Here is a 17,204-nt window from a genome sequence, read left to right as displayed (position 1 = left end):
AAAAATAGAAGTCAGTTCAAATGAAAAATACAAATTCAATGACTGAAAGCACTTTATTTTTGCAACGTTATACAATCAAAGTCATAATAAAATGTATTAAGGAGGTTTTCATATGATAGATACGTTAATGAGCATTCAAATTATCCCACAAACACCTCATGGAGAAGATGTGATTCCTTTTGTAGATGAAGCCATCAAAGTGATAGACGAGTCAGGGTTAAACTACCGTGTCGGACCATTAGAAACGACGATTGAAGGGGATATGAGTAGTTTGCTGATTTTAATTCAAAAAATGAACGAGCGTATGGTTGAACTTGAATCACCCAGCATTATTAGCCAAGTGAAGTTTTATCATGTGACTGAAGGCATCAGTATTGAAACGTTAACGGGCAAGTATGACGAAATGGCTTAATCAATTGCACAACTTCATTTGAATTCAGAAGATATCATTTTGCACTTTCCCTAGATTTTTAATATAATGAACTAATGATATATGGGCAGAAAGGGTTTTGCATGTGAATGAAGAACAAAGAAAAGCTGGCACGATTGATGTCTTAGCGCAACGTGACAGCAAAGAAGAAAAAGATTATAGTAAATATTTTAATTTTGAACACGTTTATCAACCACCCAGTCTTAAAGATGCGAAAAAACGTGGGAAAGAAACTGTGCAATATAACCGTGATTTCCAAATTGATGAAAAATTTCGCGGTATGGGGAAAGGTCGTACATTTTTAATTAAAACATATGGTTGCCAAATGAATGCGCATGATACAGAAGTTATGGCAGGGATTTTGACAGCTTTAGGTTATACGCCGACTGAAGATGTGAATACAGCGGACGTCATTTTATTAAATACGTGTGCCATTCGTGAAAATGCGGAAAATAAAGTATTTGGTGAGATTGGGAACTTAAAACATATTAAGCAAGAGCGCCCAGATTGCTTAATTGGCGTTTGTGGATGTATGTCACAAGAAGAATCCGTTGTGAATAAAATTTTAAAATCATACCAAAATGTCGATATGATTTTTGGTACACATAATATTCACCGCTTACCACAAATTTTAGAAGAAGCATATTTATCTAAAGCCATGGTGGTAGAAGTATGGTCTAAAGAAGGCGATGTTATTGAAAACTTGCCTAAAGTGCGTGAAGGCCGTATTAAAGCATGGGTGAACATTATGTACGGTTGCGACAAGTTTTGTACATATTGTATTGTGCCGTTCACACGTGGTAAAGAGCGTAGTCGCCGCCCAGAAGATATTATTGAAGAAGTGCGTGATTTAGCGCGTCAAGGTTATCAAGAAATTACATTGCTCGGCCAAAACGTAAATGCATACGGAAAAGACATAGAAGATCTTGAGTATGGTTTAGGGGATTTATTGGCGGACATTTCAAAAATTGATATTCCACGTGTTCGTTTTACGACAAGCCATCCATGGGACTTTACAGACCGTATGATTGAAGTCATTGCTGAAGGTGGTAATATTGTGCCGCACATTCACTTGCCGGTGCAATCAGGTAATGACCAAGTGTTGAAAATTATGGGGCGTAAATACACGCGTGAAAGCTATCTTGATCTCGTAGCGCGTATTAAAGCAGCAATGCCAGATGTTGCGTTAACAACAGACATCATTGTAGGTTATCCGAATGAAACAGAAGCACAATTTGAAGAAACGTTATCTTTATATGAAGCAGTCGGTTTCGAACATGCTTATACGTATCTTTATTCGCAACGTGACGGTACACCTGCTGCTAAAATGAAAGACAATGTACCGACTGACGTGAAGAAAGAGCGTTTACAGCGTTTGAATCGTCTTGTCGGTGAATATTCATCCCGCGCGTTAAAAGCGTATGAAGGCGAAACAGTTCGCGTATTATGTGAAGGTGCAAGTAAGAAAGATGATGAAGTTTTAGCGGGTTATACTGAAAAGAACAAATTAGTCAACTTCCGTGCGCCAAAATCTGTTATCGGTAAAATTGTAGATGTTAAAATTGTTGAAGCGAAACAATATTCATTAAATGGTGAATTTGTAGGTGTGAGTGAACCAACGATGGTGACGGTGTAAATGTATTCACGTGAGATGATTTTGGAAGCGGCTCAAAAGTTAAGTGCATCCATTCAATCATTAGAAACGATACAACATTACCAACGTATCGAAACACAGATTCATCAAAATGAGCAAATTTCGCAATACATGGCAGAGTTAAAGCAAAATCAAAAGCAATCCGTTAATCTACAAAATTACGATAAACCTGTCGCATTTGCGCGCTCTGAAGAAAAAATTGAAGAAATACAAACCAAAATTGATGAAATCCCAATTGTAAATGAATTTAAAACGGCACAACAAGAAGCGAACGACCTGTTGCACGTGATCATTGGGACTTTATCAGCTAGAATTGAACAAGAAAACATCGAGGCTGAGGACGATCAAACGCACGAATGATATAAGGAGATACAGTGGTTGAATTGCCCTCAGCTCTTTCGGAGAGTGATAAGTTTGAACACACGTAAACTAACACTGACCGCTCTCTTTATTGCAGTCAATGTTGTATTAAGTACAGTGATTGTCATACCATTAGGGGCGATCAAAGCAGCACCTGTACAACATTTCGTGAATGTACTCAGCGTCGTTATTCTTGGACCATGGTATGGACTCGCGCAAGCATTTTTATCATCGAGTATACGCGTGATGTTTGGTACGGGGACGCCGTTTGCCTTTCCAGGAAGCATGATTGGCGTCTTACTCGGCAGTTTATTTTACTATGTGAACCGCCACCTGTTTGTTGCCGCAATTGGTGAAGTGATTGGCACGGGGATTATTGGCAGTTTAGTATGTATTCCACTCGCTTGGATTTTAAATGTCGATCACTTTTTAATTAAACCTTTAATGGCGGCGTTTATCGTTTCAAGCATGATTGGTGCATCCGTGAGTTACGCGTTGCTCATTTTGTTGAAACGACGAGGTGTATTAAAGCATTTAGATTTAAATCGAAAGTATCGAAAATAACAATTGAACAATGAAAGCAGTGTGTTTGGGTAGGATTGACTTAGAAGCAGAACACATGAAAGATGAGGGGCTGGGGGCTTAAACAACGCGTTTATACTCTCAGCCTTTTATGCTTAATTTTATTTGGAAGATTGTTTTTGGTTTGCAATTTTACAGTTTGCAGAATCGTTCCTCGCGTTCCTAGGGGCTGACCCCTTCAACTAACCAACGCTTCGATTGAACTGTTACATTGGTGGAAGCGTTGGTGGATTTTCGGGAGCAGTACAGAAATCTGATGTGCAACAAAGATTTCGTCGTACTGCCCCCGCAAGGCTGACTCGACTTCTCAAAAGCATAGGCATTGAGAAGTCAGACAGCTACTGCGTTAAACGGGCACCACTGAAAAAATGAAGAGACGATGATAAGGTTGTAACGCTATGCCCTCAGGAGTCTCGGAAGATTCTTGCAAACTTGTGTGATTCCACCAATCAAATGATAAGCTAAAGTCTGAGAGTGATTTTGGATGGGACAAAAATAAGAAGTGCTGGATTTTTCAATAGTGATTTAATAGTTTAGCACGGCTATACATCCATTGTTTTTTGATGAAATACACGATTTTTCATGATAGTTATTAATATTTATACATAGAGAGCTGCTTTTGTAGCACAGTAATACATAAACTCAAATAAAGGAATGTGAGAAATATATGTCAAATGTCACGCCAATGATGAAGCAATACTTGAGTATTAAAGCACAACATCAAGATGCTTTACTGTTTTTTAGACTTGGTGATTTTTATGAGATGTTTTATGACGATGCGATTACGGCGTCTCGTGTGCTTGAAATTACATTGACGAAGCGCGACGCTAAAAAGGATAATCCGATTCCAATGGCGGGTGTGCCTTATCATTCTGCAGATAGTTATATTGAAACGTTAATTCAAAATGGTTATAAAGTTGCGATTTGTGAACAAATGGAAGATCCGCGCCAAGTGAAAGGGATGGTAAAACGTGAAGTTGTGCGCGTCATTACGCCAGGTACGGTGATGGAAAAAGGTGGCGTAGATGATACACAAAATAACTATATTTTAAGTTTTGTAAAGGCGGATGATTATGCACTAAGCTATTGTGATGTGTCTACAGGAGAATTAAAGGTGACACATTTTGAAGATGAAAGTACGCTCATTAATGAAATTACGACGATTCGCCCAAATGAAATTGTCGTGACTGAACCATTATCAGAAGCGCTACAACGTCAACTGAATATGATCACAGAAACGATTACTGTCGTTGAACAAGTGTCAGATCAAAATTATTCAGTGAACAGTTTGTCACATCCTTTAATGCATCAAGCGGTACAAATTGTGTTAGATTATATTTATGATACGCAAAAAAGAGATATGTCTCATATTGAAGCGGCTATTGAATACAAGGCACTCGATTATATGAAAATGGATTACTATGCGAAACGTAATCTTGAGTTAACAGAAAGTATTCGTTTGAAGTCGAAAAAAGGAACGTTACTTTGGTTAATGGACAAGACGAAAACACCGATGGGCGCAAGAAGGTTGAAACAGTGGATTGATCGTCCGCTTATTCAACAAACTGAAATTGCGAAACGTCATGATGCCGTCGATCAATTTTTACATTATTTCATTGAGCGGGATACGTTACGTGACTATTTAACGGAAGTATACGACATTGAAAGACTCGTCGGACGTGTCAGCTTTGGGAATGTCAACGCGAAAGATTTAGTGCAACTCAAACATTCTATTGCACAAATTCCTGCGATTAAAGCGTTATTGCAATCGATTGAACATGAAGCCATTGCTCACTTTAATGCTTTAGAACCGTTAGATGACTTACTGCAAGTGTTGTCGGATAGTCTTGTCGATGAACCACCGCTCTCAGTGAAAGAAGGCGGCTTGTTTAAATCAGGGTTTAATGAAGAGTTGGATCAGTACTTGGATGCTTCGAAAAATGGGAAACAGTGGTTGGCGCAATTGCAAGCACAAGAACGTGAACGCACAGGCATTAAATCTTTAAAAATTAGTTTTAATAAAGTTTTTGGCTATTATATCGAAATTACACGTGCCAATTTATCTCAATTCGATCCTAGTGCATTTGGTTATGAGCGAAAACAAACATTATCCAATGCAGAACGTTTTATTACGGATGAATTGAAAGAAAAAGAAGCCATGATTCTCGGTGCGCAAGATAAGGCAATTGAGCTCGAATATCAATTGTTCGTGGCGTTACGTGAACAGGTGAAAACGTATATTGAGCGTTTGCAACAACAAGCCAAAATCATTTCAGAAATTGACTGTTTACAAAGTTTTGCCGAAATTGCACAACAGTATAATTATGTGCGACCACAATTTAGTGAAGATAAAACGTTAAACTTAGTCGATTCTCGTCATCCGGTTGTTGAACGTGTGATGGATTATAATGATTATGTGCCGAATGATTGTCTATTAAATACAGAGCAGTTCATTTATTTAATTACTGGACCGAATATGTCAGGTAAATCGACCTATATGCGTCAAGTGGCGATTATTAGTATTATGGCACAGATGGGCGCTTTCGTTCCGTGTCAATCCGCAACATTACCGATTTTCGATCAAATTTTTACACGTATTGGTGCGGCGGATGATTTAGTATCTGGTAAAAGTACGTTCATGGTCGAAATGTTAGAAGCACAAAAAGCACTAAAATATGCGACGGCTGACAGTTTAATCATTTTTGATGAAATCGGACGGGGTACTTCGACATATGACGGCTTAGCTTTAGCACAAGCAATGATTGAATATGTTGCTGAAACGTCACAAGCAAAGACGTTATTTTCAACACATTATCATGAATTGACAGAGCTTGAACAACATTTGCCAAGCTTGAAAAATGTACACGTGGCGGCGGATGAATATCAAGGTGAACTCATTTTCTTGCATAAAGTGAAAGACGGTGCAGTTGCGAATAGTTACGGTATTCAAGTTGCGCAACTGGCAGACCTTCCAGAACAAGTCATTGCACGTGCACAAGTGATTTTGGATACGTTTGAAGCGCATGAGAAAGCACAAGTGACGTACACATCGACCGTGGACCACATTTCAGTCAGTCCAACAGGTAAGAAAGCGTCGATAGTTGCTGAAGAGACGCCTCAATTTGAACAGCCGACATTTGATTTATTTACGTCTGAAGCTGAAGCAAGTGAAATCGAGCTCGAAATTAAACATATGAATCTTTCTCAAATGACACCGATTGAAGCATTAGTGAAATTAAGCGAACTCCAAAATAGATTACAATAGAAGGTGAAGAGCTTATGGGTAAAATTAGAACGTTACACACCTCATTAGCCAATAAAATTGCAGCCGGTGAAGTGGTCGAACGTCCAAGTTCTGTCGTAAAAGAGCTGTTAGAAAATAGTATTGATGCCGGCGCGACTGAAATAAATATTGAAGTAATGGAATCAGGAGTTGCCTCCATTCGTGTGGTCGATAACGGCTCAGGTATTTTACAAGATGATTTAGGTCTTGTATTTCATCGACATGCGACGAGTAAATTACTAGAAGATGATGACCTGTTTCATATTCGTACGTTAGGTTTTCGTGGTGAGGCACTGGCGAGTATTGCTTCTGTCGCAAAGGTGACGTTACAAACTTCTACAGACGGTGTGGCAGGTTATGAAGTGTATGCTGAAGAAGGCGAAATCATGTCAGAAAAACCAGCGAAAGCACGAAAAGGCACAGATATTCGTGTAGATGCGTTATTTTATAATACGCCGGCACGTTTAAAATATATTAAAAGTTTATACACGGAACTGGGCAAAATTACAGATATTGTCAACCGTATGGCCATGAGTCATCCAGACATTCGCATTGCCTTGTCGAATGATGGGAAGAAGATTTTACAGACGAATGGTTCAGGACGTACGAATGAAGTGATGGCTGAAATCTATGGCATGAAAGTCGCACGTGATTTAATCCGTATTGAAGGTGATACGAGTGACTATCATTTAACAGGTTATGTCGCAAAACCGGAACATTCGAGAAGTAACCGTCACTACATTTCATTATTTATTAACGGTCGCTATATTAAAAACTTTTTATTAAATAAAGCGGTACAAGAAGGCTATCACACATTGATGATGATTGGCCGTTATCCAATTGTTTATTTAAATATTGAAATGGATCCAATTTTAGTTGATGTGAATGTGCATCCGACGAAATTAGAAGTACGGTTATCGAAAGAAGATCAGTTGTTTGATTTAATTGTAGCGAAAATTCGTGAAGCGTTTAAAGACCAATTGCTGATTCCGAAAAATGATTTAAAATCAAAATATGAGCCGAAAAAAGTGTTAGAACAATTTGAACAACAAAAAATGGCATTTGATCAACAACAAGTGGCACAAACAGAGATATCGCCTTCAAACAATGAAATGACGATTGACGACGAACCCGCTCTGTACACACATACAGCAGAAATGTCAGAAACGGCCGAAACATCCGCAACATCAGAAGCAAGCGATGATTACGCTGAACGTCAACGTGCATTGTTAAATGATATGTTGCATGCGCCCACAACTACGAATGAAGTGAACTCGACTGACGACAGTTCAGACAAAGCCGACATTTCTGAAATGCAACAAAATCATCCGCAGCCATCCGACAAACCAAAGCGACGTGTGCCATACATGGAAGTGGTAGGTCAAGTTCATGGCACGTATATTATTGCGCAAAATGATGAAGGGATGTATTTGATTGACCAACATGCGGCACAAGAGCGGATTAAATATGAATATTATCGAGATAAAATTGGTGAAGTGTACAATGAAAATCAAAGTTTGCTCATTCCATTAACGTTCAACTTTTCAAAAGATGAGCAACTGATTATTGAACAACATCTTGACCAGTTGCGAGAAGCAGGCATCTTTTTAGAACCATTCGGCGGTCATGATTACATTGTGGACAGTTATCCTGTATGGTTCCCACAAGAAAATGTTGAAGAAATGATTAAAGATATGATTGAGTATGTCATTCGTCATAAAAAGGTCGACATTGCGAAGTTTAGAGAAGAAGCGGCGATTATGATGAGTTGCAAAAGATCGATTAAAGCGAATCACTACCTTAAACTTAACGAAATGGCAGACTTAATCGATCAATTAGGCGAAATGGAAGACCCGTTCACTTGTCCACATGGCAGACCGGTCATTATCAATTTTTCGAATTATGAATTAGAGCGGTTATTTAAACGGATTCAATAAAGGAGGACGTCATGAAGCCACATATTTTACCAGCGATACGATCAACAAAAGATTTAGAAAAATTATTAAAAACCGATTATGAAACGTGTGTCCTACTAGATACGCATATCGGTCATCTCAATGGCATCATGAAATTAATTAGCCAATATGCGTTAAAGCCGTTTATGCATATCGATTTAATTAAAGGCATGAGTCACGACGAATATGCTTGTGAATATATTATCCAAACTTATCGTCCACGTGGTATTGTGTCGACAAAAACAAAGGTGATTAAAAAAGCAAAAGCATTAGGTGTTGTAACAATTTTTCGTGTGTTTATTATTGATAGTCACGCATTGGAGCGCAGTATCGAACTGATTCAGCGTATTGAACCGGACTATGTCGAAGTATTGCCGGGCATTGCAGATAAAGTGATTCAAGAGATTCATCAAAAAACGGGGACATCGGTGATCGCAGGCGGCTTAATTAATACACCAGAAGAAGTTGAACGTGCGGTCAATAGTGGTGCTGCCTACATTACGACAAGCGATAAATCATTATGGTAAAAGCTATCTAAACAAGGGGGAATTGTGATGATAAAACCGCATAAATTAAAAAAAGGGGACACGATTGCGATTGTTTCACCGTCGTCAGGATTGGCCGGTGAACCGCAAATTCGTTGGCGGACGGAACAAGGGATTGCGAACATTCAAGCACTCGGTTATCGGGTCAAAGTGATGGACAATAGTTTAAATGGCATCGCGTGGAATTTTGAGCATCCGAAAGAACGGGCCGAAATACTTACAGCGGCATTTGCTGATCCAGAAGTACAAGCGATTTTATGTACAATTGGCGGTTATGAGTCTGTACGCATTATTCCGTTTTTAGACGATGAAGTGATACGTCAATATCCTAAAATATTCATAGGTTATTCCGACATTACACCCCTTCATTTACACATGTACAAGCTAGGGATTACCTCTTTTTACGGACCAGCACTACTCACCGATTTTGCAGAAAATGTAGAATTAGATGCATATACAGTGGATCATTTACTGGCAGTGATAGGTGACACACAGCCGATTGGTGCTATTTCTACTTCTGATACCGTGCGCGTGTTCGGTCTGCGTTGGGATGAAGACAAGCGCCATATTGCACGTGAAAAGATGCCTAACGGTGATTATATGTACATTAGCGGTCAAGGTACAGTGCAAGGCCAGCTCATCGGTGGGTGTTTCGACTCGTTAGATAAACTGAGAGGCACCCCTTATTTTCCGAATCTCGATCAGTTCAAAGGGAAGATTTTATTTTTGGAAACGTCGGAAGTGCAAGTGGATCCTATGAGTTTTGAGGAAACATTGCGTGCATTCGGCTTAATGGGGATTTACGATGTTGTCGCAGGAATAGTGTTGGGACGTCCTCAAAATGGTGTCCATCAAGAGGCGTATCATGACAAACTCCGCCTCATTATGAAAGAGTTTCATCAAGAAGCACGCCCTGTTATAGGTAATGCAAGTTTTGGACATAACGAACCGAAATGTACCCTACCTTATGGTGTTCAAGCTACATTATCAGCAGATGCGTTGTCGTTAAGTATTGATGAAGCTGCGGTAGTAGATTAAACCTTAAATAGTTGCCTTATTTAAAAATCAAAATTGAAAATAATTGTGAAAGTACATTGTCGCAGTATAAAAAATATTGATAAAATTTATTAATAGGGTCTTAAATGTTGACAACGCTTTCACGCCATTGTAATATTATCTCAAGTTGATATTTAGCTAGAGACTAGGAGACTTCTGCTCGCGTTTGAATGTTTTTTCATGCGGATTGAAGTCTCTTTCTATTTAAAGGGAGGAAAAAAGAATGAACGTCTATTTAGCCGAATTTTTCGGAACAGCATTGCTCTTACTCATGGGTGGCGGTGTTGTGGCGAACGTGAGTTTGAAAAAAACAAATGCTAATGGCGCTGATTGGATTGTTATCGCTATTGGTTGGGGTCTCGGTGTAACGCTCGGTGTTTATGCTGTTGGGCAAATTTCTGGCGCACACTTAAACCCTGCTGTAACATTAGCGTTAGCCATGAACGGTGACTTTGCTTGGGCACAAGTACCAGGCTATATCATTGCGCAATTAATCGGGGGAGTGTTCGGGGGCATGCTCACTTGGTTAATGTACTTACCGCACTGGCGCGTAACTGAAGATCAAGCGACAAAATTAGGTGTTTTCGCAACAGGTCCAGCTTTAAAAAACTACACAGCGAACTTCATTTCTGAAATTATGGGTACAGCTGTATTAACTTCTGGCTTATTATACATTGGTGCCAATAAATTTACTGACGGTTTAAACCCAATTATTGTAGGTGCGTTGATCGTTGCAATTGGTCTAAGTTTAGGTGGTACAACAGGTTATGCGATTAACCCTGCGCGTGACTTAGGTCCTCGTATTGCACATGCTATCTTGCCAATCACAGGTAAAGGTGGTAGCGGTTGGGGTTATGCAATCGTGCCTATTCTTGGCCCAATGGTAGGTGGTATGTTAGGTACTGTACTTTATCGCCTAGCATTTAAAGGTATTTTCGATGTATGGACAATCGTAACATTGATTGCTTTAGTTCTAACATTGTTATTAGGTGTCGCTATGAATAAAAAAGCACCTAAAGATGAAATTGCTAAAATTTAACGCAATACAACATTTCAAAAAGATATAGAAAGAATTGGAATGACGAGGTTTCTATCGCTTTTCGACTATTGATGGGGACTTGGTCATTCTTGTCGAATTGAGAAACATCCGTGTGCCTGATGAGATGTTAAAATGAAGCATGCGATGATGTCATCAATGGACACAGAGCCGAATGTTTAAAGTAGGGCTGAAAACGGCTAAATATATAAAGAACTTTTACTGAAAAACACATCATGAATGACATATAACAAGTTAATAATGACATAGAGATGAAGAGTTGAGAGGAGACAATATTATGGGAAATTACATCTTATCTATTGACCAAGGTACAACAAGTTCAAGAGCGATTCTATTTAATGAGGAAGGGGAAATCGTTGGTGTTGCGCAACGTGAATTTAAACAACATTTCCCAAAATCAGGTTGGGTAGAACATGATGCGAATGAAATTTGGTCATCAGTCTTATCAGTGATGGCGTCTGTAATGACTGAAAATAATGTATCTGCAAATGAAATTAAAGGGATCGGTATTACCAACCAACGTGAAACAACGGTCGTTTGGGATAAAGAAACAGGTCGTCCGATTTATAACGCAATCGTATGGCAATCTCGTCAAACACAACCGATTTGTGACACTTTAAAACAAGAAGGTCATGAGCAAACATTTAGAGATAAAACCGGTTTATTACTTGATCCTTATTTCTCAGGTACTAAAGTTAAATGGATTCTTGACAAAGTTGACGGTGCCCGTGAAAAAGCTGCAAAAGGCGAAATTTTATTCGGTACAATCGATACTTGGCTTGTTTGGAAACTATCAGGTGGCCGTGCGCATGTAACAGACTATTCTAATGCGAGTCGTACGTTAATGTACAACATCCATGAATTGAAATGGGATGACGAATTACTTGAATTGTTAGATGTGCCTAAAGCGATGTTACCTGAAGTGAAACCATCAAGTGAAATTTATTGTGAAACGATTGATTATCACTTCTTCGGTCAAAACGTACCGATTGCTGGTATTGCAGGTGACCAACAAGCAGCGTTATTCGGTCAAGCATGTTTCGAACGTGGTGACGTGAAAAACACTTATGGTACAGGTGGCTTTATGTTAATGAACACAGGTGAAGAAGCGGTTAAATCTGGTAACGGTTTATTAACAACGATTGCTTACGGTATCGATGGTAAAGTGAACTATGCGCTTGAAGGATCAATCTTCGTATCTGGTTCGGCGATTCAATGGTTAAGAGATGGTCTCCGTATGATTAACTCAGCACCTCAATCAGAAGACTATGCCAAACGTGTTGATTCAACTGAAGGTGTGTATGTCGTACCAGCATTTGTTGGTTTAGGTACACCATATTGGGATTCTGACGCACGTGGCGCTATTTTCGGTTTGACACGTGGTACTGAAAAAGAACACTTTATCCGTGCAACATTAGAATCATTATGTTATCAAACACGCGACGTTATCGAAGCGATGGCACAAGACTCAGGCATCGAAGTGAATAGTTTACGTGTTGACGGTGGTGCAGTGAAAAACAACTTCTTAATGCAGTTCCAATCAGACTTATTAAACATCGAAGTTGAGCGTCCAGAAATCAATGAAACGACAGCACTTGGCGCAGCTTACTTAGCAGGTATTGCGACAGGCTTCTGGAAAGATAAATCTGAAATTCAAAGACGTTGGAAATTAGAAAAATCATTCGAACCAGAAATGGATCAAAAAGAAAGCAACCGTTTATACAAAGGTTGGAAAAAAGCAGTAGAAGCAACGCAAGTTTTTAAATTAGACGAAGAATAAGCCGTGTGATATACTTGAGTTAAGTTAATAACTTCACGCGAGATAGTGAGAGACTTTGTTCGTACAACTTGATGAAAGTATGTAGGCGGAGTCTCTCTTTTTTATGAATTTAGGAGGCGAAAGTATATGAGATTATCAACATTGAAAAGAGATGCGGTAAAAAAACGTATGCAAAATGAAGCGTATGACCTGATCGTTGTCGGGGGCGGCATTACAGGTGCAGGTATCGCTTTAGACGCAACTGCTAGAGGTATGAAAGTGGCATTAGTGGAAATGCAAGACTTTGCACAAGGGACAAGTTCACGTTCAACAAAATTAGTACACGGTGGGCTTCGTTATTTAAAACAATTACAAGTCGGCGTTGTAGCTGAAACAGGTAAAGAACGTGCGATTGTATATGAAAATGGTCCACACGTAACGACACCAGAATGGATGTTATTACCAATGCATAAAGGTGGTACGTTCGGTAAATTCTCAACTTCTATCGGTTTAGCAATGTATGACCGTTTAGCAGGCGTTAAAAAATCTGAACGTAAAAAAATGTTAAGTAAAAAAGAAACGTCTGCTAAAGAACCACTTGTAAAACAAGACGGCTTAAAAGGTGGCGGTTACTATGTGGAATACCGTACTGATGATGCACGTTTAACGATCGAAGTCATGAAAAAAGCGGCAGAACAAGGCGCTGACATTATGAACTACGCGAAAGTGACAAACTTCTTATACGACAATAAAGAAAAAGTAAACGGTGTTGCTGTCGTGGATCGTCTTGGTAACGAAAAATTCGAAATTAAAGGTAAAAAAGTCGTTAACGCAACAGGTCCTTGGGTAGACGAAGTGCGCAGTGCAGACTACTCTAAAAACAACAAACAATTACGTTTAACTAAAGGGGTTCACGTTGTTATCGACCAATCTAAATTCCCATTACGTCAAGCGGTATACTTTGATACAGAAAAAGACGGTCGCATGATTTTTGCGATTCCACGTGAAGGCAAAGCATATGTCGGCACAACTGACACATTCTACAACAACGATAAATCAAAACCACTTGTAAACCAAGAAGACCGTGATTACTTAGTGGATGCGATTAACTACATGTTCCCAACTGTTCATATTACAGATGCTGATATCGAATCAACATGGGCTGGTGTGCGTCCACTTATTTTTGAAGAAGGTAAAGATCCTTCAGAAATTTCACGTAAAGACGAAATCTGGGAAGGTAAATCTGGCTTGCTTACAATTGCAGGTGGTAAGTTAACAGGTTACCGTCACATGGCACTTGAAATTGTAGATTTAGTTGAAAAACGCCTTAAACAAGAATATAAATTAAAATTTAAAGAAGTAGACACGAAACACATCCCAATTTCTGGTGGTGATGTAGGTGGTAGTGCAAACTTCGAACAATTCGTTGAAGATAAAGTTGCAGTCGCAAAAGCGATGAACTTAGATACAGATTTAGCACGTCGCCTTGCTACGAAATATGGTTCAAACGTAGATGACTTGTTCGCAATTGCACAAGCAGCACAACATCAAAACACAGGTTTACCATTAGAACTTTATGTTGAATTAGTCTATGGTGTACAAAATGAATTAGTCGTTAAACCAACTGACTTCTTAGTACGTCGTATCGGTGCATTATACTTCGATATCGATACAGTACTTCGTCATAAAGATACTGTTGTTGATGTATTGGCTGACTTACTAGGTTACGATGCCAACGTTAAAGCTGTCTACAAACATGAACTAGAAGAAGCAATCCAAGAAGCAAGACACGGTCAACATCAACCAGCTGAAAAATAATTGAAGATCAAATAAAAAAGCGTCTGAGGTGGGGTATCTCAGGCGCTTTTTTCTCTAAAAACAAAAGAAAACGGTCGATGTGTCATACACCAACCGTTGCCCTATATTGAATACTCTTAAGATAGTAATGACTTCCCTATACGAGTGAAGAAATGAATGAAAAGTTGAAGTGGAGTAGGCTTGTACACCTCTCCCTAATTTGTGCTTGATGCATCAAAACTATGTAAACTGATGGCCTCACATCAATTACACATCGTGAACCAAGCCTCCTCCACTTCGATTAACATGTTTTAGTTAGTACCTTCTAAAAACGTACTAATCGCATGTTTGTAAATTAAATGATGACGCCCCTGAGAGAGTATATCAATTACATATTGGTCAAAATCAACAATTGTACCGCGTAATTGGAAACCATTCGTTAAAAATACCGTCAGTTCTTTACCCTCACCTTTAAATTTTTCTAGGTACTCATCTTGAATGTTACGTTTCTCAATCATGTTCATTTCTCCTTTTATTTATTAGGGGTTTAAGCTCAGATAACATTGAAGTAAGTGACATCTTCTCTCTATCTAACCAATGAACATTAAGTTTATTTGTAAACCAAGTCATTTGTCTTTTTGCGTAATTACGAGAATGCTGTTTCAATAACGAGATCGCTTCATCTAATGGCATTTCATTTTTAATTACCGGTATCATTTCTTTATAACCGATCGCTTGCATACTTTGACACGATTCATAACCTAATTCAATAAGTTCTTGCACTTCATCCAATAAACCATGAGACAACATCATATCTACGCGACTATTTATTCTAGAATATAAGGTGTCACGCGACATTTCCATCCCTACTAATAATGTATCATAATTTTCAGTCAATTGGGTGCTTTTCTTGCGATTACTTAAAACTTTTTTTGTACTTAAGTAATATGAGATGGCACGTTCGACTCTTTTGCGATTATTCGGATGGATTTCGCGTTGTGAATTTGGATCAAAAGTGCCCAGATAATCATGTAATGCTTCATTTGTGTATGATTTCAATTCTGCCATTTGTTGGGCAACACGCTGTTCAGTTTCAGGCGAAATGGTTTCATCATCAAACTGATAATCGTAAATCACGGACTGAATGTACAACCCTGTGCCACCTACAATGATTGGCACTTTACCACGCGCTGTAATGCCCGTGATTAACTGTTGTGCTTGTTGTTGAAAATCATATGCTGAATATGTTTCATCTGGTTTTAAAATATCAATGAGATGGTGGGGGATACCGTCCATTTCATCCGGAGTTACTTTAGCCGTTCCGATATCCATGCCTTGATAAACTTGCATTGAGTCGCCGCTAATCACTTCACCATCGATAGCCTTAGCGAGTGCGACACCGAGTTCTGTTTTGCCACTGGCGGTTGGACCTACAATGGCAACGATAAAGGGTTTATTTTGTGACACCCCGTTCACCTACTTTTTGCTTTTTAATAATTTGTCGACTCATCCAGTCTAACATATGTCGCCATACGGTTTCTTTATCTTTTTCAAATAAAACTTCATGTCTTTTATTTTTGTAAAGTTGTACCGTAATATGATGGATACCGCCTCTTTTTAAAATTTTGCCGAAACGACGAATCCCTTTCCCATTTGCGCCAAACGGATCATCTTTGCCTGAAATGAGTAAAATAGGCAATTCAAGATTCATATGCGCAATATTTTTCACACGTGATGTCCGCATCATCGTTTGAAGCACACTGAAAATGAGTTGGTTGGAAACAAGAAAGCCAGTGTGTGGATCTTGAATGAAATGATCGACTTCTGCCTTATCAGAACTGAGCCAATCACTCGTCGTACGTGTCGGTTTGAAATTTTTATTAAAACGGCCAGTCGTCATATGATTGAGCCAGTTCATTCGACGCTTCTTACCACAGACGAGCGTAATGATTTTCAGTAAAGGTAAGTTGACAATATAATACCATGTCGGAAAGTAGCCTGTACCACTTAAAATAAGACCTTGTACGGCTTGTGGATACGTTTGTACAAATTGTCGTGCAATGATAGAGCCCATTGAATGTCCAATTAAAATTAGAGGTAAATGAGGGTTGAATTGGGCTTTCAACGTACTTTGAATTTCAAAAGCATCTTGAACGACTTGTGCCATTGAATCAAAATGACCGCGAATACCATCGACATCACAGCCATGCCCCCGATGATTGTGACGAATGACGTGATAGCCTTGCTGGTTTAACTTTTCAACTAATGCCACATAGCGATCCATATGTTCTGCCATACCGTGAAAAATATGTACGATACCTACCGCTTCAAAATCAGCCCGATCCACTCTCGCTTCAATCACCGTCCCATCAGTCACTGCAATTTTCATAGCTTCTGATTTTACCATTTTTTTCACCTCTCAAGTTCAAATCACTTACTTCAACTTTACCACATCTCTCAGTTTGAAACACACTAAAACACAATTGCAATATTTAACTTCATAAACGAAATAATAATATACAATATAATGGAAGTGTCATAAGAAATGGGGTCTATTTAGTGTATACGTGCTGATATAGGTATGATATTAGTGCAATATAAATTTTGAATTTGTAGTTGATTAATCTTACATAATAAATGCGAATTGAATTTCATGTATAAAGAGTTATTCCTTTAAAGGTTGTTTCAGGTGTGTTTGAACTCTAAAAAGGTGTCTATAAACCTTC

General features: G+C 38.8%; 14 protein-coding genes. 11 read left to right on the top strand and 3 right to left on the bottom strand.

Annotated features, from left to right (window positions below):
• Positions 1–112 precede the first annotated feature (112 nt).
• The 11 genes from EL101_RS08220 to EL101_RS08170 all read left to right on the top strand — a co-directional run bounded on the left by EL101_RS08220 (position 113) and on the right by EL101_RS08170 (position 14,499).
• Complete coding sequence (locus EL101_RS08220) at positions 113–412, top strand: thiamine-binding protein (protein WP_019165438.1); 300 nt, start codon at positions 113–115, stop codon at positions 410–412.
• A 103-nt stretch (positions 413–515) separates the two neighbouring features.
• Positions 516–2,066, top strand: coding sequence for a tRNA (N6-isopentenyl adenosine(37)-C2)-methylthiotransferase MiaB (miaB, locus tag EL101_RS08215; protein WP_096597858.1), 1,551 nt, complete (start codon positions 516–518; stop codon positions 2,064–2,066).
• A complete protein-coding gene (locus tag EL101_RS08210) occupies positions 2,067–2,444 on the top strand; it encodes a YlbF family regulator (RefSeq protein WP_096554917.1) in 378 nt (125 codons plus the stop codon).
• Positions 2,445–2,498: 54 nt separating this feature from the next.
• Positions 2,499–3,008, top strand: coding sequence for an energy coupling factor transporter S component ThiW (thiW, locus tag EL101_RS08205; RefSeq protein ID WP_096540871.1), 510 nt, complete (start codon positions 2,499–2,501; stop codon positions 3,006–3,008).
• Between the two features lie 685 nt (positions 3,009–3,693).
• Positions 3,694–6,291: a DNA mismatch repair protein MutS gene (gene mutS, locus EL101_RS08200; protein WP_096597856.1), complete on the top strand. Its 2,598-nt coding sequence runs from the start codon at positions 3,694–3,696 to the stop codon at positions 6,289–6,291.
• 14 nt (positions 6,292–6,305) lie between these two features.
• Entirely contained in the window at positions 6,306–8,246 is a 1,941-nt protein-coding gene (gene mutL, locus EL101_RS08195; protein WP_096597854.1) for a DNA mismatch repair endonuclease MutL, read from the top strand.
• A gap of 11 nt (positions 8,247–8,257) precedes the next feature.
• The gene (locus EL101_RS08190) at positions 8,258–8,791 is read left to right on the top strand and encodes a glycerol-3-phosphate responsive antiterminator (RefSeq protein WP_096540880.1); all 534 of its coding nucleotides are present in this window, start codon (positions 8,258–8,260) and stop codon (positions 8,789–8,791) included.
• A 27-nt stretch (positions 8,792–8,818) separates the two neighbouring features.
• Positions 8,819–9,847: a S66 family peptidase gene (locus EL101_RS08185; RefSeq protein WP_096597852.1), complete on the top strand. Its 1,029-nt coding sequence runs from the start codon at positions 8,819–8,821 to the stop codon at positions 9,845–9,847.
• A gap of 241 nt (positions 9,848–10,088) precedes the next feature.
• Positions 10,089–10,904: an MIP/aquaporin family protein gene (locus EL101_RS08180; protein WP_096597850.1), complete on the top strand. Its 816-nt coding sequence runs from the start codon at positions 10,089–10,091 to the stop codon at positions 10,902–10,904.
• 295 nt (positions 10,905–11,199) lie between these two features.
• Entirely contained in the window at positions 11,200–12,702 is a 1,503-nt protein-coding gene (glpK, locus tag EL101_RS08175) for a glycerol kinase GlpK (RefSeq protein WP_096597848.1), read from the top strand.
• Positions 12,703–12,828: 126 nt separating this feature from the next.
• Positions 12,829–14,499: a glycerol-3-phosphate dehydrogenase/oxidase gene (locus EL101_RS08170; RefSeq protein ID WP_096597846.1), complete on the top strand. Its 1,671-nt coding sequence runs from the start codon at positions 12,829–12,831 to the stop codon at positions 14,497–14,499.
• A 290-nt stretch (positions 14,500–14,789) separates the two neighbouring features.
• Here the strand turns inward: EL101_RS08170 and hfq are convergent, their stop codons facing one another.
• The 3 genes from hfq to EL101_RS08155 are packed head-to-tail and all read right to left on the bottom strand — an operon-like array spanning position 14,790 to position 16,885.
• Entirely contained in the window at positions 14,790–14,996 is a 207-nt protein-coding gene (gene hfq / locus EL101_RS08165) for an RNA chaperone Hfq (protein WP_096597844.1), read from the bottom strand.
• Entirely contained in the window at positions 14,989–15,945 is a 957-nt protein-coding gene (miaA, locus tag EL101_RS08160; RefSeq protein ID WP_096597842.1) for a tRNA (adenosine(37)-N6)-dimethylallyltransferase MiaA, read from the bottom strand. The genes hfq and miaA overlap by 8 nt, the downstream gene beginning before the upstream one ends.
• Complete coding sequence (locus EL101_RS08155) at positions 15,932–16,885, bottom strand: alpha/beta hydrolase (protein WP_096597840.1); 954 nt, start codon at positions 16,883–16,885, stop codon at positions 15,932–15,934. Before EL101_RS08155 ends, miaA begins: the two co-directional genes overlap by 14 nt.
• Positions 16,886–17,204 lie beyond the last annotated feature (319 nt).

Source organism: Staphylococcus delphini (genome assembly GCF_900636325.1).
Classification (GTDB): domain Bacteria; phylum Bacillota; class Bacilli; order Staphylococcales; family Staphylococcaceae; genus Staphylococcus; species Staphylococcus delphini.
Note: the sequence above shows the minus strand (reverse complement) of the source record. Positions and strands in the feature narration are given on the sequence as shown.